We start from the raw sequence: 25,959 nt of genomic DNA, 5'->3' as shown, positions 1-25,959 counted from the left end.
AAGGTAAAACATAAAAAGAGTCGAGAAATTTCCCGACTCTTTTTTATAAAACAATTATAAAAACTTAAGAATAATTTGTGTTTTTATGCTAATTTTTTATGCATCGTACTGAAAATCCAGCACCTCTATTTGGTATCATACCTCCATACATATTTGCATTAGCACTAAAGATGCGTAACGATCTTGCATCGTTGCCACTTGTATTACTTGTCCAATAGTAACCTTTGCTAGAAGTATCAATACTTCCATTTTTATTGCGTGCTCCAGCAGCAACCCATTTTAAAGGTGAAGCAAATGCACCAGCTACATCATTAGAAACCCAAGTTATACGCTCTGCATTAAGTTCAGCTTCTGTTGGTAACCTATACCCAGACGGACAAGGGTTATTAGCTCCATTTACACCTTGCCAAAGCATATTGTTTTTTGGATTACGCCAATCTTGTTGTGATGTTGAAGTTGTAATAAATTTGCCGTTTCCAGGACTATCCGTACTACTTAGTGAGGATGTAGTTCCACTGGTCCTTTTTTCATGTCCATCGGTTAAACGGCCCCATTGGTACAAATCACCAAAAGCTAAGGCATCTGTAGAACTAGTTGCAACCCTAGTTGCTCCTAAGTTTTTATTCATCCAAGTTTTACCAGTTTTCGGATTGTATATGTCTTTAATAATTCCAGTAGGAAACTCGTAAGGAATACTGATTGGATCAGGTTCATGTTGAATTGATTTTTCAATATTTACATAAATAATACATGGTTCACAACGAATTCCACCGCAAATTGGTGTGAAAATAATTTTATAAGTTCCGTAGGTGTTAAAACTATAATTAAAAGTTTTGCCACTTCCAGACTGAATAATTGCATTTGGATCTATAACCTCCCATTTGTATTCAACATCACAATTTTCAGGATTACACACATAATTTGGAGCAGTAAATGAATAAATTTGTAATGGTTTTAAAGTAATTTCGTTACCACAATCCAATTGCTTTTCAAGATAGTTTTGATAGTTTATTTTTTGGTTTGGTTTATATGGAGTTTGTTTAGTATCCCATTTTATTAAAACACTATTTGTTAACCATTCTCCGCAATCACAATCTCCATGTTGATTGCAACATTCAATAATAAATGGATCACTTCTATCAAAGCATAATTTTTCAGCATCTTCAACAATTAATGACCACGATCTTGGAGGGTCACAAGGTAATGATGGTGGAATGGTATATGTAAATGCACCAGTATTTGGAATTCCAGTAGCTAAAACTGAATAAACTACTCCGTTTGTATTGTCAAATAATGAGATATTAACTTGACCAGTTGGTGTAGTACCAGACCAATTTAAATTAATAGTATCTCCTATACAATATTTTTGACCTTGGTCAAATGGTTTGATGTCAATTTCGCAGGGCTCTGGGTTATTTTGCTGATCATCAGATGAAAAACAAATAATTTTTTCGCAAACATTACAGTTTACATCTTTAACCTTTACTTTTAAACAGAAATAGAAAGCTACATCACAACAGTCTAAATTTAAAACATCAGGATATAAAATATCTAAATTAACTGATGAATTTATAATGGAAGGATTTCCTAACAACCACGCTAAACTGCTTGTCCCATTATCTCCAGCATTTAAAATTAAATTACTAAGATTTGGAGTTGAAGTTGTTAAAGTACCAAAAACACCTAAATCAGTTGGTTTACAAGCTTCTTCAGAATATTCGATATGGTAATCCACCATGGATATTTCTACTTCTTGTAAAGGAACACTTCCTCCATTTATAGTAACATTAAAAGAACCGTTATGTTCTTGAATTGAAGCTTCAAAATCTTCAATATCACAACATTCTGTTCCCGTTACACAAGCTGCTGGGGCTTCTTCGCTTCCATAATTTGCATTTAATTCAATTCCTGAAGTTGTCATTTCTGCAGTTACAGAAACACTTTCATTACAACAATTTCCTCCTCCAGATTTAACAACTGGAATAGTGATTGTAAAATCATTTCCAGGCATAATTTGTGTGGAAGAATTAATGTTTATGATTAAACCTCCTGATGTTGTAAACGGAATTGGAGTTGCAAACTCATCTTCTATGGAAATTTGTCCATTTATTGAAATACAATCAGGTAAAAGATCTGTAATTACAATGTTATCTAAAGGTACACTTCCATTATTAGAAACTGTAATAATATAGTTGAATGATTGTCCGTTTTCAACAATTTCTGCATCGGCTTCTTTAAAAATCCCTAAAATACCAACCTGATCTATACTGTAATTTACCGAGCTACTTAAACTACTTGGTCCGAAAGGAACAGTTGCAGTATTTGTTTTTGTGCCAGATAATTGTGGTAATATTACAGCATCAAAAGTGATAATTAAAAAATTAGATTTATTCCATTCACAAATTCCAGGCATATTAGAGATATTCCAAAATGGATTTTGTAAATCAGTTGCATCTTCCGATACAGGAAATGGTGGAGGAACTGGTGCTCCAAATGGTGGATTACAACTATTTTTATAACCAGCATTTTGGTTAGGATAATATTCGAAAACACTTGATCCGGGTACTATTTGTAAATTTTGAGGAATTCCAAATGCGTCATTTATTACTGTGTTTAAATCTGCAGCACCTGAATTTCCTGCCATAATGCTATATGTAATTACATCGCCAATTTGGTAAATTGGAGGAACAAGTGCATTTGGTGGATCAACAATACATTTTTTTATTGAAGGAATCGATTTAGGTGCTTCTACAATAAATTCCGCATCATCTTCAGTATTTTGAATTGTTGTATCTATTGTTGGGCAACTAATTCCAGGGCAAGGGTCAACTGGAAGTCCTCCAGGAGCTCCACCTGTTCCAGCGGCAGTATAACTTAAATATGCAGTATTACTAATTGTGCTTCCAATTGTTGCGCCAGCATCTATTATAAAATCAATATAAATTGTTGTGCATTCTCCTGGGTTTAAAATAAAACCAGGTCGGGTAAAAGTGTAAGTTGTTGCAGGATAAGGTGGCACAGTAGGTGATGAAGTCCAGCCACCAAGATTCATTCCTGTAATGCTAATACCGGGAATATTTAAATTATCTGTAATTTGTAAATCAGTCCAAGGTACATTTCCATTATTACATACTGAAATATAATAACGAGCATCACAACCAGGCGTTAAATTTGTATAAGTTGGATTTGATACCGATTTAGTGAATGAAATAGATGCATTTGGACTCGCCAATGGGGGCGAAGTATCTGTAACTGAACCTGCCATTGTTCCACAAGTACCATCGCCTAAAGCAAAACTGTAATCTGCAATATTTGTTATTGAACTTCCATCAGGTGCACAATTTTGTAAATAAACATTATAATACCAAGTTCCATTAGATGCACCGTTATTTGATACAGAATAAGAAGCAGTTCCAACAATAGGCACTGTAACTAATGCACTTTCGCTAATGGTTCCAACAATTCTATAATTTCCAAGTCCAGCCCCATTAGGATTGTTATGATTTAATTTAATTCTCCATTTTGAAATTCCACAAGTTAAATCTCCAGTTACAAATTCTTTAGTTAAAGACCAATAATTTGCAGCTCTTGCAATTACATTTACTGAAGTTGTGCAAGTTGTTATAACACCTGCGCAATCTAAAGTTACTGTAACATCAAAAGTACCTACTGTCCCGTTACAAGTTGTATAATTAGGGAATTTAAAAAAGACATTAAAATTTTGTCCATCGTTTCCGTTTAAAGTAGGTGAAGCATCATTTTGATAAATTCCACCTCCCATATCAGTAAATGGAATAGCTCCTGAACTTTGAAAAACTAAATTTGATGATTTAGTAATGCTAACTGTTTTTGTACAACCGGCATCATAACTACCTGGTAAGGTAATATTTAAAGCAATATTATCTCCTGTTAATATTTCTGTTGGAACAGAAACTGTTACATTATCTCCACTTAAATTACATGTATTTATGTTTGGTGAAGTATTTAATACTATTTGTGAATAGCTTATTGTTGTTGCGAATAAAACTACTAGCAACATATATGTTCTGAATGTATATATTATATTTTTCATGATAGTAATTTTTATTGGTTATTAAAGTTGAAACAGTGTGTAAATACACACGATTTACAATTGCTTTCTTCATAAAATACTTTTACTTTAATACAAACGCTGTAATTAATAGTACAGCAACTTGGATCAAGACCAGAAATTGGTCCTGGTAAGCCAACTGTGAGATTTACTGGAATTGCTCCAGTTAAAGCTGAATTACTGGTATATTTTATGCTTTTTGTTGCATTGTTATTTGAACTTGGACTGCCAGAAGCAGTTTCATTAAATAACTGTAAAGAAGTTGAACCATTAATGGTAGTTCCTGGCATTAATAGCATACCCGATTCTTCAACACTGCTAACGCCTTCAGAACAAGCATTAGGGCTAGCTGAATAACTGTAAGATTGAATTTGGAATTCAATTCCGTAAATAGGAACGTTTACATTAATATCTCCATCAAAATTAAATTGATTGCCACTTGTTCCGTTTAACGAAATATTAAAATTATTGAAAGAGAGTTCTATTTCTTCACATTCATTACAAATACAGTCTGGTAATTCATCAAAATTGGCACTAACCCCTGGTTGGCATAAAACCGGACTTGGATCTAAATCATCTCCCTGTAAACCAAAACCAATTTGGGTTACACTGGCTGAAACTGTTACTTCAAAACAATAGCTTACAGTAGTGGTAGAAGCTCCAATTTGAGTTAAAATTGTTGGGTTTGGACTCACCAATGTATAAGATATTGGTGCATACGTTTGATCGAAAACTGACAAGCCTGAACCTGGATTGGCAAAGGTTAAATCTCCTGAAGTACTTGAATATGTTGAATCAAAACAAATTTTATATTTTCTGTTTTCCTGTTCATAGCCTAAGCATTCAATTTCTTCATTTGAAATTGTAAAATCTATTTCGCAGTTACTAAAAGTAAAATACATATTTGCTGATGAGTTTCCAGTAGTTGTTTCTGTTACTTTCCACCTGTATTGCCCATCACTTAGTTTATTTTCTTTAAAAATTCTTGTTGCGCTTAATGAAGTGCTTGAAGTTTTTTCAATAAAAGTGCGTTGTGATTGTTGGTTATTTGTAATTTTTGTTACTTCAATAATAAATTGAGGATTCGGAATTTTAGTACCAATTATTTCCCAAGTAAAATTTTTGATTTCACGAGCGTTTTTAAAAGTGCTGTTATTTTTTGGTAAAATACCTATTAATTTTTGTTGTCTTTTTTTATTTTCTTTTGAAGGATTTGTAAAAACAATAGAACCTGTATTCATTGGTTTTTTAGTATTAATATCTGAATTTCCTTTTGAATAAGGTTTTTCAGTTCCTCCAATTTTAATAGTTCTTTTTCCAAAACTATAACTTACTCCGAAGCCATAATTAAATACTTGAGGTTGTATATTTTTTTCTGTGTATTGAAAATCTACCAGCACACCATCTTGTCTAATAATATCTATTTCGTTTATTATGCCATCTTTGTTAATGTCAGCAAATTGTTTGCTGCCATCCCGAGCAATAATTTTATCCGAAAAGGCTGATAAATAATTAGCAGTTATGTACAATCCTAAATTTGGATTTAATTTATAACCCAATCTAATACCAGCATTATAAAATCCTGTTTTAGAAGTTTCGTTGGTGCTATAATTATAAACTGGAATAGATGTTGCAGCATCTGCATTTTCGGAATTAAAACTTCCTTCTAAGTCAATTGGTTTTACCGACATACTACCAACTTGTGCAAAAATAATTGCTTCTAAACTACCGATATTTGTTTTATAACTTGGGCCAATACCGTAGTAAGTGGTTTTCCATTTTTCTGAATTAAATTCAATAGGATATGCTACTTTTTCAGCAAATTTCAATAGGTTTCCTTCTGTTGGGTTTGAAAAACTTCCAAGGGAAGCTCCTAGTCCAATTTTAGAAAAATAATAGGTTGACGATAATTCAAAAAAACTACCATCAGCAGCATAAGAATTATCACTAAATGTTGAGGTGGCTGAGGAAATACCCGTAGATACCAAAACTTCAACCAGACTAGAATTACTTTTGTCTAATTCATTTGCCCTCTTTTGTGAGTACATAGCGGTTGTAAACACAAAAAAAATAAGGATGCTTAATTTTTTCATAATTTAATTTGATTTTTGTTTATAATTGCATTATTAGAAAAATAATGCCCTTATTTGTATATCAAAAAAATCAATGAATTGTTACCCTATTTGGATTGAAAAAGTATAAGTTTTTTATTTTATTTGGTTGATTTTAAATGGATAAAAAATATTGTTTGATTCTTTTGAATGAAATTAAAATACAAAAAATAATTTAATATGCAACATTTGTTACATAACTCATTTTTTTAAAATGCATTAATTTTTAACATCCAACGCATCACGAAGTGCATTTCCAATTAACATAAATGCCATAACTAAACTCATAATGGCTAAGCCTGGAATTATTGCTAAATATGCTTTTCCTAAAATAATATAACTGTAGTGATCTTTTATCATAGCACCCCAAGATGGAGTAGGAGGTTGTGCGCCAATTCCTAAAAAACTTAATCCGCTTTCAATTAAAATTGCACCTGCAAAATTTGCTGCAGAAATAACAATAACTGGCGCCATAATATTTGGTAAAATGTGTTTAAAAATTATTCTGAAAGTTGAAAATCCTAAAGCCTTAGCAGCTTCAACATATTGCATTTCTTTAGCACTTAAAATTTGTCCGCGTACTACGCGAGCTACTTCAACCCACATAGTTAAACCAACAGCAATAAACACCTGCCAAAAACCTTTTCCTAATGCTAATGTAATTGCAATTACCAATAATAGTGTAGGAATAGACCAAGTAATATTTATAAGCCACATTATAAATGCATCAGCTTTACCACCAAAATAACCGGCTATTGCACCAATGGAAATTCCAATTACCAATGAAATAAATACAGCTATAAAACCAATAAAAAATGAAATACGTGTACCAATAAGCATTCTGCTTAATAAATCTCTTCCATATTTATCAGTTCCTAAATAGAATTTTTTGGTTTTTATAAATTCGGAAATATCTTTATTTTGAAATACTGAAATAGGATAGGTTTTGGTACTACTTTCTATATTATTTTCTGTAAAAGTATTTACTGTTAATGAATTAGATTCTAGGTTGTATTTAGAGATTGGAATTTCGGTAAATTGTTGCTTTTTTCCATAGAGTAACTTATTAATGAAAGACTGATTTTCTTCTTTTATAGTAGGAATTGTTAGCATTAAAACTTCAAATCCCGGTTTTTTAGAATGAATTTCTAAATGCATTTGATTGGCGTTACTACTATTGTCTGGAGCTAATAAATAGGCAAAAACAGCAATAAATCCGCATAAAACTATAAACCAAAAACTAAGCACTCCAGTAGTATTTTTTTTAAACTTCTGGAGTGCTAGTGTTGTTAAGGAATTATTTGTTGTTTTCAATAGTTATAGCTTTATAATTGTAAAGTTACAACTTTTAAAAATTAATTTTTAACTAAATGGTATTGAGGTTTCATTTTTAAATTTTCCAATACATTTAAAGCTTCAGCAACATAAATATCTTTTTTCAAATTTGTATGCCAAGTTTCTCGTTTTACCTCTAAATCTTTATCAGCTTCAAGTATAGACAATTCATAATTTGGAGAAGTAAATGTTAAATTGGTTGTATAATTTTTAATGTCGTTAAATTTAGCAGATTCATTTTTATGAAATTCTAAATCTTTTTTATAAGCCTCATAATTTAAATAAATTACAGAATCATCTTGGGCTTTTTTCAGCCATTTGGCATTTTCATCAATTAATTTAAAGTATTTATTAGTTGCAATTCGCTTTTTACTGTTGTTAATTACTTCATTAAAATTTTCGTAATTATTCCAAAGTGAGTAAGTTGCAGCAGGTACTTTATCATATTTTAATGGGTTTTCTAAATCGCGCTCTCCAATTTCCATATAACTATATCTGCTAGGTAGCATAATATCAGAATGTACACCTTCTAATTGTGTTGAACCACCATTTATTCTATAAAATTTCTGAATCGTCATTTTTAGTGCTCCAATATCTTCATTTAAATTATGGTACCTATTTAAATCCAATACACTTTGTACTGTTCCTTTTCCATAAGTTTGTTTACCTCCAATAATTACAGCTCTTTTATAGTCTTGCATTGCGGCTGCAAATATTTCTGAAGCCGAAGCTGAAAACTCATTTACTAAAATAACTAAAGGACCATCCCATTGAATTTTGGGATCTTTATCGGCTTTTACATCAGCAGCTTTATCTCTATATTTTACTTGTACTATTGGACCTTTATTTATAAATAATCCAGATATATCTACAGCAGTTGTTAAGGAACCTCCTCCATTATTTCTTAAATCAATTATTAAACCCTCAATATTTTCCTTTTTTAGGCGTTCAATTTCTTGCGCCATATCTTTGGTGGAGTTGCGATAATTTTCTTCATCAAAGTCTATATAAAATTTTGGTAAATCAATTACTCCAAATATTTTACCATCTTTTTTTACAACGCTCGATTTTACAAAAGTTTCATCTAATTCAACAATATCTCTAATAATAGAAATTACTTTTATAGAACCATCTACTTTTTTAACCGTTAACCTAACTTCAGTTCCTTTTTTACCTTTAATATATTGTATTGCATCTGTTAAACGCATTCCAACAATATCCAAAGGTTCTTCATCTCCTTGTCCAACTTTTAAAATAATATCTTCGGCTTCTAACTCTCCTTGTTTCCAAGCTGGCCCTCCCGACACTAATTCACTTACTTTTGTGTAATCGTTTTTCTTTTGAAGTCTTGCCCCAATACCTTCTAGTTTTCCTGAAATATCTTGGTCAAATCCTTTTTTTGCAACTGGATCAAAATAAGTTGTATGCGGATCAAACTCTTCTGAAATACAATTTATATATGTAGAAAACCAGTCTGATTCAGTTAATTCATCTAACCTCATATAGTATTCATCCATATTAGTTAGTGTAGTTTCTCTGGCTTCAATTTCTAATTCATTAAATGATTTTTTCTTGTAGGTATTATCTTCCTTAAACTTATCATTTTCATCGTTTTCTTTGTCGTATAGTCTGGATAATGTGCTGAATTTTAATTGCTTGTTCCAATTAACAATTATTTCATTTTGATTTTTGGAATACGCTTTTTTATCGTAATCAACATCTAAATATTCATCGGTATTAAAGTCGAATTTATTTGCTAATATATCTTTATAGTATGTTTTAGATTCTTCGGTACGTTGTTTAAAACGTTCATATACTAAATTAAAAAAGCTCAAATTTTCTTTTTTAATTTGGTCGTCAATGTCAAACTTATATTTTGAAAACTCATCAATATCTGCTTGAATAAAATATCTTTTAGAAGGATCTAATCTTTCAAGAAACTTAGTGTAAACATTTTCTGAAAAGGAATCATTTATCTCATGCGGATGATAATGCCATTGTGTTAAAACGTAATTTAAAATAGTGATTAAAACTTTATCTTTTGGATCCGTTTTTTCAACTTTTTTAAAACTGGTAAAAATACTTACAGCTATAAGTATAGGTAATAAAATTCTGAGTTTTCTTATCATTTTCGTGAACTAATAGTATTAAATTTTTACTTTATGATAACTACTAAAACAATGCCATTGTTATAGCTTGGCAACTAATTTAACTTTTTTTTATGTGTTATTCCATTTTTAGTTTTAAAAATCAAACAAGTAATGCACAATTATAATGATTTTCACGAATTTAATGACTTTACAAAATGTTAAAGTTTAAGTTATTTAAACCAAATAAAATATAGTAGTTTTGTTATTTAATTTAGAAAGATGAAAAAAAGACCTTTAATTTTAGTAACCAATGATGATGGTATAACTGCTCCAGGAATTAGAACCTTAATAGCTGTTATGAATGAAATTGGTGATGTTGTTGTAGTTGCACCAGATGGCCCCCAAAGTGGTATGGGACACGCAGTTACTATTAATGAAACATTGTATTGTAATGAAATAAATGTGGATGAAGGGCCACAAAAAGAATATAAATCTTCTGGAACTCCAGCTGATTGCGTTAAGTTGGCAGTAAGTGAAATTTTAGATAGAAAACCAGATTTATGTGTGTCAGGAATTAACCACGGTTCAAATTCATCCATAAATGTAATATATTCTGGTACAATGAGTGCCGCGGTTGAAGCTGGTGTGGAAGGAATTCCAGCAATTGGATTTTCGTTGTTAGATTATTCTTGGAATGCTAATTTTAATCCATTAAAACCTTTTATAAAACAAGTAGCGCAAAATGTATTGGAAAACGGCTTGCCCGATGGAGTTGTATTAAATGTCAATTTTCCAAAAAATGAAACCTTTAAAGGCATTAAAGTGTGTAGGCAAGCGCGCGCAAATTGGGTAGAAGAATTTGACAAGCGTATAAATCCACAAGGAAGAGTTTATTATTGGTTAACAGGTAAGTTTGTTAATATGGATAAAGGTGAAGATACTGATGAATGGGCGTTGGCAAATAATTACATATCAGTTGTGCCAGTTCAATTTGATTTAACGGCACATCATTTTATTCAAAAATTAAATAGCTGGAATTTATAGCTCAATTTTCAAATGAAAAAAGAAATATTAATTGGTTTTTTAGTAGCTTTATTAGCAACTGCTTTTGGTTCTTTTATTTTTATTGAATTTTTTTCTAAATATGACTTTTACACAAGTTTAGATTTAATTAAAGAAGGGGGTTTAGAAGGTAAAGTGCTGGTTTTAGGTGCAATTGCAAACTTTTTTGTGTTTTTTGTATTTCTAAAAAAGAAACAAATTTATAGAGCAAGAGGTGTTTTGTTTGAAACTTTTTTTATTGCCTTTTTAGTGTTATTATTAACCTTATTTTCCAAGTAATTTTAAAATGAAGTATTATATTATTTCAGGAGAAGCATCTGGTGATTTACACGGATCTAATTTAATGAAAGCATTGTATAAGAAAGATGCAGATGCTGAAATTAGATTTTGGGGAGGTGATTTAATGGCAAAAGTAGGAGGTGCTTTAGTAAAACATTACCGTGATTTAGCCTTTATGGGATTTGCAGAGGTTTTAATGAATATTAGAACTATTTTAAATAATATTAAATATTGTAAAAATGACATTTTACAGTTTAAACCAGATGTTTTAATTCTAATAGATTATCCTGGGTTTAATATGCGAATTGCTGAATTTGCAAAAAAAGAAGGAATTAAAATTCATTATTATATTTCGCCTCAAATTTGGGCTTGGAAGGAAAATCGCATTCATAAAATTAAACGTGACGTTGATGAAATGTACGTTATTTTGCCTTTCGAAAAAGAATTTTATGAACAAAAACATAATTTTCCGGTTAATTTTGTAGGGCATCCATTGTTAGATGCAATTGCTAATAGAAGCCAAATTGATGAAAATGAATTCAGAAAAAAATACCAATTATCTTCAAAACCAATTATTGCATTATTACCTGGAAGCAGAAAGCAAGAAATAAAAAAAATGTTGTCAGTAATGTTAAAAATGGCTGATAAATTTGAAGATTATCAATTTGTAATTGCAGGTGCTCCTAGTCAGGATTACGAATTTTACAAGAAATTTATTGTTAAGGATAATGTAAAGTTTATAAGTAATAAAACGTACGATTTACTTTCTGTTTCCTATGCTGCAATTGTAACTTCAGGTACGGCAACTTTAGAAACTGCACTGTTTAAAGTACCTGAAATAGTATGTTATAAAACAAGCTGGTTGTCTTATCAAATAGGTAAAAGGTTGGTTGATTTAAAGTATATTTCATTGGTGAATTTAATAATGGATAAAGAGGTTGTAAAAGAACTAATTCAAAACGATTTTAACGAAATTACTTTAGAAAAGGAACTGAAAAACATACTGAATGATGAAATTCGTTCAAAAATGTATTTAAATTATTTTGAATTAGAAAAAAAGTCAGGAGGTAAAGGTGCTTCTGAAAAAACAGCAGATTTAATATTAAAAAAACTCCGAAACGATTAAATGCTTCAGAGTTTTTTTAGAAATAATTGAAATTAATTGTTATTGTTTAGTTGCAAAGCCCTTCAAGTGTATCTTCAATATCACCTGGTGTACTCATAATTTTCATAAATGTACCCATTGTTAATTCAGGCCAATGCAATGCAATTCTATATTTTCCGTGCAACATAGTTGCTTTGTTTCCTTGTAAAATAATTTCGTAAGGTAAAGCAGCAACATGAGTTTCTCCAATTTTAGGTAAAAAATATGCTTCTCCATCTTCATTACTTTGCAATCCAACTCCAAAAACTGCTACTTTTTCATTTTCATAAACCAGTTTATAAACTTGAGTTGTTTTTCCTTTTTTAGCATTTAAATTTGCCGTAATTGTTTTTAAACCTTCTTCAAATGATGAAAATTCTTTTAAAGTAATAGGATCTGTAAAATAAGGCATCATTATTTTATAATGATATTTTCCTAATTTATTTGCAGCAACTGTTCCGCCAAAAGGTTTAAAATCATTTCCAATTGACGTTAAACTAGTTTTTAAATCGGTACTAAATTTTTTGAAAGTGCTTACAAAAGTATTGTAATTAGCTCCTAAATAAGCTCTTAAAATATAATCTGGATTTGTGTACGAAACTGTTGTTTTTCCGTTTTCTTCAATGAAGCCAACTTTAAAAGTTGCAGCTAAAGCACCTCTGTCTGTAATTTTTATAACCGTATTTTTTAAATCGTTTCTAGTAAATGCAATTACTTTTAATGTTTTTTTGTTTGAAGGATTATAAGTTCCTAAAATTGTAAAATTGTCATTTTTTAATGCATCAATTACTTTTTCAGAAATTTGATCAATGCCTTCAGAAGATTCTGTAACTTTTATATAAGGAGCAATTTCCTGAGCAAAAGAATATGCAGTAATAAGTAATATTGCTAAACTGGTAAGAATAAATTTTTTCATTTTTTTGATTTTAAAATATCTCTTCAAAATTAGACTATATAACTACTGTTGTTTATGACATTAATCATTATGCTATGTAACAATTGTTGCAATTTTTAAAAATGATTTAGATAAAATCAGGTTTAATTATTTTTTGTAGTTTTATAGTGCTATGATAAAGTTTTTAAAGTTTGTACCTATTCAACTTACTTTCTTTTTAATTGTTGGTGTTTTAGTTGGTAATTATTATGCTATTGATCCAATTCATTTGGCTCAAATTTCTGTTGTATTAACAATTGTTTTTATAGCTGTTTATCTTTATTCAAATAAGCTATTTAAATCAACTGTTTTTTATGTTTTAGTAGCTTTTTTAACCACTTTTTTTATTGGTATTGCTGCAATTACTTATAAAAATGAAATTAATAAGGAACAGCATTATTCAAATGCATCAATATTTCAAATTAAAACAGGTTTAACGATTACTTTTTCCGTTCAAAAAGTTTTGAAATCAAATGCTTTTTATAGTAAATATGAAGCTTCCGTTGTTCAGGTTGAAGGTGAAAAAAGTATTGGAAAAATACTTGTTAATTTTAAAAAAGACAGCCTTAATAAGACATTGAAAGTTGATGATTTATTGCTTGTTGAGACTTCATTTTTTGAAATAAATGAACCTTTGAACCCATATACTTTTAACTACAAAAAATATTTACAAAATCAACAAATTCACCATCAGGTATATGTTAAAAGCAATCAAATATTAAAACTGCCACGGTCTGTATTTTCAATTAAAGGTATTGCAGCAAAATTTAGAGAAAAAATAAATAAATCATTAATAAATTATGGATTTAAGAATAATGAATTAGCAGTTATAAATGCATTATTATTAGGGCAAAGACAAACCATTTCTGTTGATTTAATTGAAGACTATTCAGATGCAGGAGCTATTCATATTTTAGCTGTTTCAGGTTTACATGTTGGAATTATTTTATTAATACTTACCTTTTTATTTAAGCCTTTACACAATTTTAAGAACGGAAAATTTATTGCTAGTATTATAATAATTTGTTTGTTATGGATTTATGCAATTATTGCAGGTTTATCGGCTTCAGTTGTTAGAGCAGTTACTATGTTTACCGCAATTGCAATAGGTATACATTTAAATAAGCCTTCAAATATTTACAATACATTGGTAATTTCAATGTTTTTTTTAGTATTATTTAATCCATTTTATTTGTTTGAAGTTGGTTTTCAATTGAGTTATTTAGCGGTGTTTTCAATTGTATGGATTCAACCAAAAATAAATAGTTTATATACTCCAAATTTTTGGTTGCTTCGAAAAATATGGCAACTTTTTACAGTATCAATTGCAGCACAAATTGGAGTTTTACCTTTAAGTATTTTTTATTTTCATCAATTTCCAGGTTTATTTTTTATTTCTAACTTGGTAATAATTCCTTTTTTAGGATTTATTTTAATCTTTGGAATTGTGGTAATTGCATTTTCACTTATTGGAGTTTTACCCCAGTTTTTAGCTGATATATTTAAGTATTTAATAACGTTAATGAACAATTTTGTTGAATGGATTGCTAGCCAGCATTATTTTATAATTAAGGACGTTTCGTTGTCATTTGCTTTAATGATAGGGTTTTATTTATTGATTTTATTTTTATTTAAATGGACTGAAAAGAAAAATTATTTACGTTTAGTGTTTGTTTTGGTAGCTTTTATTGCAATTCAAGCAATTATAATTTTTGAAAAGAGAAATAGACAATCTACTAATGAGTTTATTGTTTTTAATGAAAATAAATCTTCCGTATTAGCTACTAAATATGGAAGTGATGTAACTGTTTATTCAAAAAAGGATTCAATAAAAAATTTATATAGTATTCAAGCTTATTTATTAGGAACGGGTTTAAGGAATGTGATTAAATCTGAAAAGCCTAAAAATTTATTTAAGTTTAAGAATGAAACTATTTTGTTAATTGATAGTTTAGGTATTTATAATTTTAAAAACAGTAAACCTTCAATTATTGTATTACAAAATTCTCCAAAAATAAATTTAGAACGGTTGTTAAAATTACAACAGCCAAAACTTGTAATTTCAGATGGCTCGAATTACAATAGTTATATTAAAAACTGGGAAAATACGTGTATAAAAAATAAAACTCCTTTTTACAATAGCGTGCAAAAAGGAGCTTTTATATTAAAAGAATAAATTAGTTACTCTTTAAATTCGTATGTGAAATTAGCTTGATAATTTTCCCAATCACCTTGCTCAGTTAATGTCTTATAAGCATCAGTTTTAAATAATTTTAAATAGAGCTCTAATTGTTTCGGTGTTTTATAACCTGGTAATGGTGTAATAAAATTTGTTTCTTCATCTAAAAATAATAAAGTTGGATAAGCTCTAATACCAAAATAACCTGATAATTGATGAGAGCTATTTCTACCAGATTTATTAGGATCAAAATTTGGATTTGTATATGTAGTACCCTTAAAATTTATGGTTTCGTTTCCTTCTGCATTAAATTTTACAGCATAATAATTTTCATTTACATATGCTGCTACATCTTTATTCTGAAAAGTATTTTTATCCAGCATTTTACAAGGTCCACACCAAACGGTATATGCATCAACAAATATCTTTTTTGGAGTCACTTTTTGAGCTTCAACAGCCTCTTCAAAACTCATCCAATTAATTTTTTGGGCAGATAATGAAATGCTAAATAAGGTAATGGTTACTATTAATAATTTCTTCATTTTTATGCTATAATTTTTAGTTTGTACTTTTTTTTTGACGCAAAAACGTTGCCAAAATTACAAAGTTTATTTAAATTTATTTTACTCCGTGCATTAATTTTTTTAAAACAGGGTTTAATAGAATTGCAATAATACCAATAATAATTGGTACAAATGTAAATATTAAAAAGAAGGTTGAGATATCATATTTTGTAGTGATATCATCAATCATTGATCCTAATTTACCCGATGTTTTGTTTCCAATTGCCAAGGCTAAATACCATACACCAAACATAAAGGCAATCATACGTGGAGGTACTAATTTACTAACATATGATAAACCAACAGGCGACACACATAATTCACCCAACGTATGAAATAAATAAGCAAGAATTAGCCAAATAATGCTTACTGAAGCCGTTTTTGCCCCTTGTGGAATTCCTGATGCTCCGTAAGCTAAAAATGCAAAACCAATACCCAAGAAAAACAATCCGATTGCGTATTTGTTTGCTGGTTTTGGATTGTATTTACTTTCCCACCATTTTGAAAATAAAGGCGCAAATGCAATTATAAATAATGAATTTAAAATTAAAAACCACGTTGCCGGAATTTGAATTTCATTTTCTTTTTTTCTTATAATTGTTGCCGAAATATTTGTGCTGATTAATTCGGCTTGTTCATCAGATAAATATTTAAAATTTGTTCCTTTTTTATCCAAATCAATAATAGAAATTTTATCATTTTTTACAAAATCATTTGAAGATCTTATCACTGTTAAATTATCTATTAATTGCGCGTTTTCAGGAATAACAGTTTCGGCCGTAATAGCAAAATCTTTTACAACTTTATCTCCAGTAGTATTAGTTTCAGTTATTTGATAAGTTTTATAAGAGATTTCATACGAGTAAGTATTGAAGTTATTGTATATCTTCCATACAACAATAACCCAAATCAGTACAAAACTAAATCCTAAAATTAAATTTGAAATAATGTATTTTTTATAGGTTTGTTTAAACAGTAAAAACAATACATAAGTTATAATTGCTATTGGAACAACTGTAATAATAATATCAACAATATTAAAAATTAATGCGGAATTACCTGATAACACTCTATTTGTATAGTCTTTTGCAAAAATACTCATAGAACCACCGGCTTGTTCAAATGAAGCCCAAAAGAATATTATGAAAAAGGCAAATATAACAACAGCAATCATTTTATCTCTGGTAATGCTACTATACCTAATTATCCTTGAACCTAATAAAAACACAAATAGAATTAACGTAATTATGATAGTAGTATTTGAAAAATCTGAACCACCAAAACTTAATAAGTTAAAATCCCCAATTTTTGATAAGGGATCATTTATTACCCAAGTTAAACCTGCAATTGCAACAATTATTATTAATATTTTATCAATAATTGTAAACGGATTTAATTTATCTTCAATTTCTGTATGATCATCAGTTTCAATAGTTTTATCTATCTTATTTGGCTTTTTACCAACTTCTCCAAAAATACCTTGCGCAAATAAAAATTGCAATAAACCCAACAACATAAAAATACCAGCCAATCCGAATCCCCAACTCCAACCGAGTATTTCACCTAAGTAACCGCAAAGCATAATTCCTAAAAAAGCTCCAGCATTTACACCCATATAAAATATTGTGTATGCACCATCTTTTTTCTCAGGAAAATCTTTATAAAGAATTGAAATAAAGGAAGTCATATTTGGTTTAAAAAAACCAGTTCCAATAACTAATAACCCTAAGCCTAAATACAAGAAAAACGGATTAGATTCCACAGCCATACTTGCGTGTCCAAGCGTCATAATTAATGCTCCAATAATAATTGCATTTCTATTTCCTAAATATTTATCGGCCAAAGTACCTCCAATTATTGGTGTTAAATACAGCAATGCCAAATAGGTTCCGTATAATGCTAAAGCGTTTTCTCTAGGCCAATCCCAGCCACCAATTCCTAATGCACTTACTAAAAATAAAACCAATAAAGCACGCATTCCATAAAATGAAAAACGTTCCCACATTTCAGTAAAAAATAGTACAAATAGACCTGTTGGATGCCCTAATACTTGAGTTTTGAAAAATTCGTTTGAAGATTTGTTCATAAATGAAAATATTTTGAATTAAGCCACTTTTTCAGCAGCTTCCTTAGGTCTAATTACAACCCTGTCATAAATTGTTAAAGCTAAAATTGTAACAACACCAATTGCAACAATTACATACCAAATTTTATTTGGGTTATATGTATCCCAAATTAATTGGGTCATTTGAGTTTGTGTCATTTCCAATTTTTCAGAGGCTAAAGCAAAATAATCGTTTTTAGTAAATTCTTTTGTTACTTCAGGCATTTCCAAGCCCCGATTACCCATTTCTGTTTGAAGCAAACTTAATTTGTCTGACCAAGCTTGGTATAAATTACCAGAAACAAATGTTGTTAAAAAATTACCTAAAAATATAGGTAAAAAATAAGTACCCATATATAATGCTTCTTTTCCTTTAGGGGAAATTAAAGCTATAAATGAAGAGAAAGTTGGATTTGTCATCATTTCACCAATTGCAAAAATCATAATTCCTAAAATAGTATATAGGCCGTTTCCTGTATAAAATGTAATACCAATACCAATTGAAGCAATAATAAATCCTGTAATCATTGCACTAACATGACGCATTTTTAATACAAAATATGAAACAATTAATTGGAATAATATAATTGAACCAGCATCTAAATTTATAAGCATTTCTGGGTTTATAGAATTCCCACCACCACTCATAAAACTTGCTAACCAAGGAGAAACTTGAGCTATTGAATCATGCAATGCTTTTGTGTTTACCCAATCTTCAATAAAAGTAGGAAGTGTATAAAATAATTGATTAAACATAGTCCAAAAACCTACCATAATTACAAGTAAAACAGATAGGCGGCTGTCTTTTACAGCTTCCCAAATATTTCTTATGGAACTTGATATGGCATCAGCAATAGATTCTTCTTTTTTAACCCTATCGGCTTCTTTATAAAAGAATATTAAAATTAATAAGTTAATTCCTATTACAATTGCAGCTTGAAGAAAAACAATTTTCCAGCCATATTGTGTTCTTAATGTTGATGAAAATGCTGGACCAATAAAACCTCCTATATTTACCATCATATAAAAAATACCAAAACCTAAAGTTGAATTTGATTTGTCAGTGTTTTTAGTGATAATTGCAGAAGCAACTGGTTTAAACATTGCGGCTCCAACAGCAACCCATAAAAAAACTAAAAATACAGATGTATAGCTTGAAACTTCTCCCATAAAATAATAGCCGGTAATTAATAATACGTATGCTATTATTAATGAAAGTTTGTATCCAATTTTATCAGCAATTACACCTGTAATCATTGGGAGTAAGTATAAAATTGCTGTTACAATACCCATTATTTGTCCTTTTTCTGTATGTGTAAAACCCAGACCACCTTCATCCGTAGATCCAGTTAGGTATAAGGCTAATACTGCAAAAAGTCCATACCAAGCCCAACGTTCAAATAATTCCATTGCACTTGCAACCCAGAAGTTCTTGTTATAAGACTTCATTACTTCAAAAAAAGATTTATTTTTTGTACTCATTAGTTTAGTTTTTAGAATAAAAAAGCTCAAGTACGAAAATACTTGAGCTTTTTTTGAATATTATTTTTAATAGATTGTTTTCATATTTTAGTGAATTCCTTTCATTGCTTTATTTAAGAAAGGAGATAAAACAACTAAACAAATACCAGAACCTAACATTAACATTGTAATAAATGGATAAAGGTCAAAATCATATTTGTGTAAAATACTTTCTAACATCCCTGCTAAATAGTTACCTGCTGCAAAACTTGCCATCCATAATCCCATGACAACTGAAACTAATTTTTTTGGAGCTAGTTTTGTTATCATTGAAAGACCTATTGGTGAAAGCATCAATTCTCCTAATGTTAATACAACATAAACAACTACTAACCACCAAGGTGAAACTAAGTTTCCACCATCAGCTGCATTACTTGCCTGTGTCATAATCCAAAATGCAAAAGCACCTAAAAACAAACCAATTGCAAATTTAATAGGTGTTCTTGGGTTAAATTTCATTGCATCTAGTTTTAACCACATTACTGAAAATATTGGAGCGAAAATTAAAATAGCAATAGGATTTATATTTTGGAACCAGGTTGCAGGTACATCCCAGCCAAAAAGAAGCCTGTCAGTGTTTTCTTTTGCAAATAAATTCATAGTTCCTCCTGCTTGTTCAAAGCCGGCCCAAAAAGCAATATTAAAAAATGCAAGTACCAAAATTACAATCATACGGCTCCATTCAGCAGAACCATTAGTTCCTTTAAAAATGACATAACCTAAGCCAATAATTCCAACTGCAAAACCAATATAAGTAATTATACTAGTTACATTATCTGGTAGCATTCTCCAAAGAAATACAACTATAAAAGTAGCAACAATTAATCCAATTGCATATACAAAAATATCACGCCAATCTTTACTGTCTAAAACAAATTTATTGTCAGGTGAATTTGGTGGAAGTCCTTTTTGTTCTAATGAACTTTCTCTAGATTTCATCCAAAGAACACCTACTATCATACCAACTCCAGCAGCAAAATAACCCCATCCCCAAGATACGTTTTCTCCTAATGCACCAGCAATAAATGGACCTAAAATAGCACCAAGGTTAATACCCATGTAGAAAATATTAAATGCTGAATCTTTTCTTGGATCGTTATCATCATAAAAATCTCCTACAATAGTTGAAATATTAGGTTTAAAAAAGCCATTTCCAATAATAAGTACACCTAAACCTAAATTAAAAACAAATAAACGAGTTACTGGATCTAAAGAATGTGCCATAAATGCACTAGAAGCAAGTAAAAACTGCCCTACCGCCATAACCAATCCACCAATATAAACCGTTTTTCGTTTGCCTAAAAAATTATCGGCAACCCAACCACCAAGAATAGGAGTCAGATAAACTAAACCGGTGAAAATTGCATAAATGGCTAAGGATTCTTCTCTGTTTAATCCAAAACCTCCATTCGCTAATTCAGCAGTAAGATATAAAGTAAGTAACGCACGCATTCCATAGTAACTAAATCGTTCCCACATTTCAGTAGCAAATAGCGTATATAACGCCTTAGGATGTCCTTTTTTTATAGTTTTGTCAGTCATGTTTTATTTTATTTAAATTATATTTTTTTGTTTATAGAAAGTTATTTATTGATTTAGTAATTCTACTGTTTGTTTTTTACTACTTAAATTTTCTTTGATAAATGTAGTCATTTTATTGTATAAATGTAATCTCGTATTTATTCCTCTATAAATTCCGTGAGTTCTGTCTGGATAAATCGCCTGATCAAAAGGTTTATTTGCGGCTATTAATTCATTTGTTAAACGCATTGTATTCTGTACATGTACATTATCATCACTAGAACCGTGTACCAGCAAAAACTTTCCTTTTAATAAAGGAGCAAAGTTTAGTGGGGAATTTTCATCATATCCACTTGGGTTTTCTTGTGGTGTTTGCATATAACGTTCTGTATAAACACTGTCGTAAAAGCGCCAACTAGTTACTGGAGCAACAGCTATAGCCATTTTAAAAACATCGTTTCCTTTTAACAAACAGTTGCTAGACATAAAGCCACCATAACTCCATCCCCAAATACCAATTTCATTTTTGTCGATATAAGATCTTTCACCTAATTTTTTAGCGGCTTCAATTTGATCTAAAACTTCATATTTACCTAATTCTTTATAAGTCACTTTTTTAAAATCCGCACCTTTAAATCCTGTTCCTCTTCCATCAACACAAACTATTATGTAGCCTTGTTGCGCTAAATGTTGATACCAATAATCATTTGCACCATTCCAGCTATTACTAACAGACTGTGATCCTGGTCCAGAATACTGAGTCATAAATAATGGGTATTTTTTATTTGAATCAAAATTTACAGGTTTTATCATCCAGGCATTAAATTCGCCGTTTTTTGTTTGAAGTGTAAAGAATTCTTTTTCTGATAATTTATAGGAGGCTAATTTTTTTGATAGATTATTGTTGTTTAAAACTTCCTTTAAAAGTTCACCGTTCCCATTGTGAAGTGTGTAAATTGGAGGTGTATTTGCATCTGAAAAAGTATTAATAAAATAGTCTAAATTTTTGCTGAATGCTGCTTTATTTGTTCCAGAATCATTGGTTAAACGTTTTTTGTCAGTTCCATCTAATTTTATGGAATAAATAGTTCTATTAATTGATCCATCTTCAACCGATTGGTAATAAACAGTTTTTGTTTTTTCATTTACACCATAAAAATTGGTTACTTCCCAATTTCCACTTGTAACTTGATTTATTAGATTCCCATTTTCATCATAATAATAAATATGATTAAATCCATCTTTTTCACTAGTCCATATAAAGCTATTATCTTCTAAAAATGTTAAGTTATCATTAATGTCAACATAAGCTTTATCAGTTTCATTTAAAACAACTTTTGAAGAAAAATCCGAAGCATTTACAAAATACAAATTCAAATTATTTTGATGACGATTTAAAGTTGTAGCACATAAAATGTTTGAATTATTTGTCCACTTTATTCTTGGAATATATTCATAATCTCCTAAATTTATTTTTGAAGTGTATTTAGTTTCTATATTGTAAAGATGCAATGTTACAACAGCATTTTTTTCTCCTGCTTTTGGGTATTTAAACACTTGTTGTTTTGGATATAATTCTGAACCAACAATATCCATAGAAAAAGTTGGAACTTCAGATTCATCAAATCTTAAAAACGCAATATTTTTACTATCTCCACTCCATTCAAAAGCTCTAACAAAAGAAAATTCTTCTTCGTAAACCCAATCACAAATACCATTAATTATGTTATTTTTTAATCCGTCTGTAGTTATTTGAGTAACACTATTAGTTTCTAAATTTTTAACAAAAATATTGTTGCCCTTTGCGTATGCTACTTTTTTACTATCAGGAGAAAATGTAGGTTCTTGAATTTTATCGGTGTCAATTAATTGTAATTTTTTTGAAACAATATCATACACATAATAAACACCCAAACTAGAGTGTCTGTAAATTGGTTCAGCGTCTATTCCTAAAATTAATTTAGTTTCATTATTGTTAAAACTATAACTTTCAAAGTAATTTAAAGCCTCTAAATTTTTACTGTCAACTATGGTTTCAACTTTTTCTAAAGTTGCATAACTATACTTGTCAATTGTTGAATTTTTAAATATGTTGTTGAAATTCAAAAGTGTATAAAAATCACCATTCATAGAATTTAGTGAATTCATACGTTCAGTTCTGAATGAACCATTCCAAATTTCTTCAATTTTAATATCTTTTTTTTGGGCTGTAGCTAAAGAAGTTATAGCTATAAACAGGATAAGTATTTTTCTCATTAATTACGATTTCTTAAAAGAATTTTCAAGTTTAAGAAAAATTTCGCAAAATGAACCTGAAATAAATCATAAAAATCCACATTTAGTAATTTTAACTTTTTTTACATTTAATAATTTATCTTTGTCAAAATATAAAATAGCTATTGTAATGTCTAAAACCATTAATGGGTTTTCAAAATTGACCAAGTTAGAAAAGATAGATTGGTTGGTGTCAAATTTTTTTAATAATGATACAAAAGTAAAGCAAGTATTAATGCAGTATTGGAACTCTAATCCTGTATTACAAGATTTGCACGATGATTTTATTGAAAACACTATTTCAAACTTTTATTTGCCGTTCGGAATTGCACCAAATTTTGTAATAAACGGAAAAGATTATACTATTCCTATGGTAATTGAAGAAAGTTCTGTTGTTGCAGCAGCTTCTTTAGTGGCAAAATTTTGGAGTACTCGAGGTGGATTTAAAGCTTCAGTTATTTCAACCAAAAAAGTGGGTCAGGTACATTTTATGTATGAAGGAGATGCTATTGAACTTGAGAATTATTTTAATTCAAAAAAGGAAAATCTTTTTAAAGTTACAGAAGCTATTACCCAAAACATGAAAAAACGTGGTGGTGGTATTTTAACTATTGAATTACGTAATAAAACTTCAGAATTAGAAAATTATTACCAGCTACATGTTACTTTTGAAACAGTGGATAGTATGGGGGCAAACTTTATAAATTCTTGTTTAGAAGCTATTGCAAATGAGTTCCAAAAAGAGAATATTCAAATTGTAATGAGTATTTTATCCAACTACGTTCCGGAATGTTTGGTACACGCTGAAGTAAGCTGTAAAGTTGAAGAATTGTATGCAGAAAATTCAGCATTGTTTGCACAGAAATTTGTACAAGCTATCCAAATTGCTAATGCAGAACCTCATAGAGCAGTTACTCATAATAAAGGAATTATGAATGGTGTTGATGCTGTTGTAATTGCTACAGGTAACGATTTTAGAGCTATTGAAGCAGGAGCACATGCATATGCGGCTAAAAGTGGACATTATAAAAGTTTAACAAATGCAACTATAGAAAAAGGAATTTTTAAATTTTGGATTGAAATTCCTTTAGCTTTAGGAACAGTAGGTGGCTTAACAAAATTACATCCATTATCAAAATTGTCACTAAAAATGTTAGATAATCCATCTGCAAAAGAATTGATGGAAATTATAGCAGTTGCTGGTTTGGCTCAAAACTTTGCTGCTTTAAGAGCTTTAACAACAACTGGAATTCAAAAAGGACATATGAAAATGCACCTAACTAATATTATTAAACAATTAGGTGCAAGTGATGAAGAAAAACAGTATTTAATTGATTATTTTGAAAATAAAACCATTACGCACAATGCTGTGGTTGAAGCCTATAATAAATTGGTGGGCGATAAGTAAACGAGGTGGCTGAGCGGAGTCGAAGCCATATATATTATGAAAAAAGGATTTGTTTACATATTGGAATGTGCTGATGGAATATTTTATACAGGAAGCACCATAAATTTAGAGTTGAGACTAACCCAACATAAAAATGGAGTTGGAGCAAAACATACAGCTAAAAGATTACCTGTGAGTTTAATTTATTTTGAAGAGTTTACTGCTATATCAGAAGCTTTTTATAGAGAAAAACAAATTCAAGGTTGGAGCAGGAAGAAGAAACTTTCTTTAATAAATAATAAATTAAAGGATTTACCTAAACTTTCAGAATGTAAAAATGAAACTCATTTTAGCAATAAAAAGGTTTCGAATTCGCTCAACCACCTGAAAAAAAGGAGATAGATTAATGAAACAATTTTACAGCAACGGTAAATTATTATTAACAGGTGAATATTTTGTGTTAGAAGGTGCAAAATCTTTAGCTGTGCCAACAACTTGTGGACAGGATTTAACCATTAAATCAATAAAAGAACCACAATTAATTTGGCAAAGTTTTACCAATATAGGTGAATGTTGGTTAGAAGCAATTTTTGATTTACCAAAATTACGCTTGATTTCAGCTGATTTTGAAGCAACAGAAGATGGAGGAAATGATACACTAGCAGAAAATTTAATGAAAATTTTACAAGAAGTTAGAGTTTTAAATCCTACATTTTTAAATTCAAAAAATGGATTTATAGTAAAAACCAATCTTACTTTTCCAAAAAACTGGGGGTTGGGAACTTCTTCAACATTAATAAATAATTTAGCTAATTGGGCAAAGATAAATCCTTATCAATTGTTGGAAAAAACTTTTGGAGGCAGTGGTTATGATATTGCTTGTGCACAAAATAATACACCAATTTTATATACACGAAATGGTGTAAATCCATTTATTGAAAAAGTAAATTTCAACCCAGTTTTTAAAGAGCAATTGTATTTTATATATTTAAATAAAAAACAAAATAGTAGAGAAGGAATTCAGCGTTTTAAAGAGTTAAAGGGAAATTTAACTTCAGAAATAAAGCATGTTTCAGAATTAACTGATGCATTTGTAAATTGCACTAATTTGAAAGAATTTGAAAAGCTACTAATTAACCATGAGCAGCTTGTTTCAAAAACTATTAAACTAAAAACAGTTCAAGAAAAATACTTTTCGGATTATTTTGGACAAACAAAAAGTTTAGGTGCTTGGGGTGGCGATTTTATTTTAGCAACCGGAAATGCCGATACCCCAAAGTATTTTAAACAAAAAGGGTTTGAAACTGTAATTTCGTATCAAGATTTAATTTTATAAAATAACGTAAACCTGAACTCGTTTCAGGT

17 protein-coding genes are annotated in these 25,959 nt (G+C 29.7%); 7 read left to right on the top strand and 10 right to left on the bottom strand.

What is annotated here, in order from left to right; translation table 11 throughout:
- Positions 1-88: 88 nt before the first annotated feature.
- The 4 genes from BX611_RS10945 to BX611_RS10930 form a co-directional block, all read right to left on the bottom strand.
- The gene (locus BX611_RS10945; protein WP_115881145.1) at positions 89-4,072 is read right to left on the bottom strand and encodes an FISUMP domain-containing protein; all 3,984 of its coding nucleotides are present in this window, start codon (positions 4,070-4,072) and stop codon (positions 89-91) included.
- An 11-nt stretch (positions 4,073-4,083) separates the two neighbouring features.
- A complete protein-coding gene (locus tag BX611_RS10940; RefSeq protein ID WP_147296416.1) occupies positions 4,084-6,183 on the bottom strand; it encodes a hypothetical protein in 2,100 nt (699 codons plus the stop codon).
- A gap of 237 nt (positions 6,184-6,420) precedes the next feature.
- Positions 6,421-7,515 carry an ABC transporter permease gene (locus BX611_RS10935; protein ID WP_115881140.1) on the bottom strand — a complete coding sequence of 365 codons (1,095 nt, stop codon included), beginning with the start codon at positions 7,513-7,515 and terminating at the stop codon, positions 6,421-6,423.
- A gap of 41 nt (positions 7,516-7,556) precedes the next feature.
- Positions 7,557-9,665, bottom strand: a complete 2,109-nt coding sequence (locus BX611_RS10930) for a carboxy terminal-processing peptidase (RefSeq protein ID WP_115881138.1) — start codon at positions 9,663-9,665, stop codon at positions 7,557-7,559.
- Positions 9,666-9,905: 240 nt separating this feature from the next.
- On the opposite strand from BX611_RS10930, the gene surE reads away from it, so the two are divergent.
- From surE to lpxB, 3 genes are read left to right on the top strand one after another with little or no spacing between them, the layout of a single operon-like run.
- The gene (gene surE, locus BX611_RS10925) at positions 9,906-10,670 is read left to right on the top strand and encodes a 5'/3'-nucleotidase SurE (protein WP_115881136.1); all 765 of its coding nucleotides are present in this window, start codon (positions 9,906-9,908) and stop codon (positions 10,668-10,670) included.
- Between the two features lie 12 nt (positions 10,671-10,682).
- Complete coding sequence (locus BX611_RS10920; RefSeq protein WP_115881134.1) at positions 10,683-10,967, top strand: hypothetical protein; 285 nt, start codon at positions 10,683-10,685, stop codon at positions 10,965-10,967.
- A 7-nt stretch (positions 10,968-10,974) separates the two neighbouring features.
- Positions 10,975-12,093: a lipid-A-disaccharide synthase gene (gene lpxB / locus BX611_RS10915; RefSeq protein WP_115881132.1), complete on the top strand. Its 1,119-nt coding sequence runs from the start codon at positions 10,975-10,977 to the stop codon at positions 12,091-12,093.
- Positions 12,094-12,139: 46 nt separating this feature from the next.
- Here lpxB and BX611_RS10910 read toward each other — a convergent pair whose 3' ends face one another.
- Entirely contained in the window at positions 12,140-13,027 is an 888-nt protein-coding gene (locus BX611_RS10910; RefSeq protein ID WP_115881130.1) for a hypothetical protein, read from the bottom strand.
- Positions 13,028-13,178: 151 nt separating this feature from the next.
- Between BX611_RS10910 and BX611_RS10905 the strand changes: the two genes are divergently transcribed.
- Complete coding sequence (locus tag BX611_RS10905) at positions 13,179-15,221, top strand: ComEC/Rec2 family competence protein (RefSeq protein WP_115881128.1); 2,043 nt, start codon at positions 13,179-13,181, stop codon at positions 15,219-15,221.
- Between the two features lie 5 nt (positions 15,222-15,226).
- Here the strand turns inward: BX611_RS10905 and BX611_RS10900 are convergent, their stop codons facing one another.
- The 5 genes from BX611_RS10900 to BX611_RS10880 form a co-directional block, all read right to left on the bottom strand.
- Positions 15,227-15,766: a thioredoxin family protein gene (locus tag BX611_RS10900; protein WP_115881126.1), complete on the bottom strand. Its 540-nt coding sequence runs from the start codon at positions 15,764-15,766 to the stop codon at positions 15,227-15,229.
- Positions 15,767-15,842: 76 nt separating this feature from the next.
- On the bottom strand, positions 15,843-17,873 hold the full coding sequence (locus tag BX611_RS10895) for a peptide MFS transporter (protein ID WP_115881124.1): 2,031 nt from the start codon (positions 17,871-17,873) through the stop codon (positions 15,843-15,845).
- A gap of 18 nt (positions 17,874-17,891) precedes the next feature.
- Positions 17,892-19,373 (bottom strand): MFS transporter, encoded by a 1,482-nt coding sequence (locus BX611_RS10890; protein WP_115881122.1) that lies wholly within the window; start codon positions 19,371-19,373, stop codon positions 17,892-17,894.
- Between the two features lie 87 nt (positions 19,374-19,460).
- Positions 19,461-20,954, bottom strand: coding sequence for a peptide MFS transporter (locus BX611_RS10885; RefSeq protein WP_115881120.1), 1,494 nt, complete (start codon positions 20,952-20,954; stop codon positions 19,461-19,463).
- 45 nt (positions 20,955-20,999) lie between these two features.
- A complete protein-coding gene (locus BX611_RS10880; RefSeq protein ID WP_115881118.1) occupies positions 21,000-23,189 on the bottom strand; it encodes a S9 family peptidase in 2,190 nt (729 codons plus the stop codon).
- 121 nt (positions 23,190-23,310) lie between these two features.
- On the opposite strand from BX611_RS10880, the gene BX611_RS10875 reads away from it, so the two are divergent.
- The 3 genes from BX611_RS10875 to BX611_RS10865 are packed head-to-tail and all read left to right on the top strand — an operon-like array spanning position 23,311 to position 25,930.
- A complete protein-coding gene (locus BX611_RS10875) occupies positions 23,311-24,615 on the top strand; it encodes a hydroxymethylglutaryl-CoA reductase, degradative (protein WP_262510560.1) in 1,305 nt (434 codons plus the stop codon).
- A gap of 36 nt (positions 24,616-24,651) precedes the next feature.
- Positions 24,652-24,996 carry a GIY-YIG nuclease family protein gene (locus tag BX611_RS10870; RefSeq protein WP_115881114.1) on the top strand — a complete coding sequence of 115 codons (345 nt, stop codon included), beginning with the start codon at positions 24,652-24,654 and terminating at the stop codon, positions 24,994-24,996.
- Between the two features lie 4 nt (positions 24,997-25,000).
- The gene (locus BX611_RS10865; protein WP_115881112.1) at positions 25,001-25,930 is read left to right on the top strand and encodes a GYDIA family GHMP kinase; all 930 of its coding nucleotides are present in this window, start codon (positions 25,001-25,003) and stop codon (positions 25,928-25,930) included.
- Positions 25,931-25,959: the final 29 nt, after the last annotated feature.

Origin of the sequence: Lutibacter oceani, from assembly GCF_003384935.1 — a bacterium.
Classification (GTDB): Bacteria; Bacteroidota; Bacteroidia; order Flavobacteriales; family Flavobacteriaceae; genus Lutibacter; species Lutibacter oceani.
This window is presented reverse-complemented; position numbering and strand designations above follow the sequence as displayed.

Excerpts from the sequence above, each read along its gene's own strand:
- BX611_RS10885 (WP_115881120.1), bottom strand. The coding sequence starts at position 20,954 with ATGACTGACAAAACTATAAAAAAAGGACATCCTAAGGCGTTATATACG.
- BX611_RS10890 (WP_115881122.1), bottom strand. The coding sequence starts at position 19,373 with ATGAGTACAAAAAATAAATCTTTTTTTGAAGTAATGAAGTCTTATAAC.
- BX611_RS10940 (WP_147296416.1), bottom strand. The coding sequence starts at position 6,183 with ATGAAAAAATTAAGCATCCTTATTTTTTTTGTGTTTACAACCGCTATG.
- BX611_RS10930 (WP_115881138.1), bottom strand. The coding sequence starts at position 9,665 with ATGATAAGAAAACTCAGAATTTTATTACCTATACTTATAGCTGTAAGT.
- BX611_RS10910 (WP_115881130.1), bottom strand. The coding sequence starts at position 13,027 with ATGAAAAAATTTATTCTTACCAGTTTAGCAATATTACTTATTACTGCA.
- BX611_RS10880 (WP_115881118.1), bottom strand. The coding sequence starts at position 23,189 with ATGAGAAAAATACTTATCCTGTTTATAGCTATAACTTCTTTAGCTACA.
- BX611_RS10865 (WP_115881112.1), top strand. The coding sequence starts at position 25,001 with ATGAAACAATTTTACAGCAACGGTAAATTATTATTAACAGGTGAATAT.
- lpxB (WP_115881132.1), top strand. The coding sequence starts at position 10,975 with ATGAAGTATTATATTATTTCAGGAGAAGCATCTGGTGATTTACACGGA.
- BX611_RS10920 (WP_115881134.1), top strand. The coding sequence starts at position 10,683 with ATGAAAAAAGAAATATTAATTGGTTTTTTAGTAGCTTTATTAGCAACT.
- BX611_RS10870 (WP_115881114.1), top strand. The coding sequence starts at position 24,652 with ATGAAAAAAGGATTTGTTTACATATTGGAATGTGCTGATGGAATATTT.
- BX611_RS10945 (WP_115881145.1), bottom strand. The coding sequence starts at position 4,072 with ATGAAAAATATAATATATACATTCAGAACATATATGTTGCTAGTAGTT.
- BX611_RS10905 (WP_115881128.1), top strand. The coding sequence starts at position 13,179 with ATGATAAAGTTTTTAAAGTTTGTACCTATTCAACTTACTTTCTTTTTA.
- BX611_RS10895 (WP_115881124.1), bottom strand. The coding sequence starts at position 17,873 with ATGAACAAATCTTCAAACGAATTTTTCAAAACTCAAGTATTAGGGCAT.
- BX611_RS10900 (WP_115881126.1), bottom strand. The coding sequence starts at position 15,766 with ATGAAGAAATTATTAATAGTAACCATTACCTTATTTAGCATTTCATTA.
- surE (WP_115881136.1), top strand. The coding sequence starts at position 9,906 with ATGAAAAAAAGACCTTTAATTTTAGTAACCAATGATGATGGTATAACT.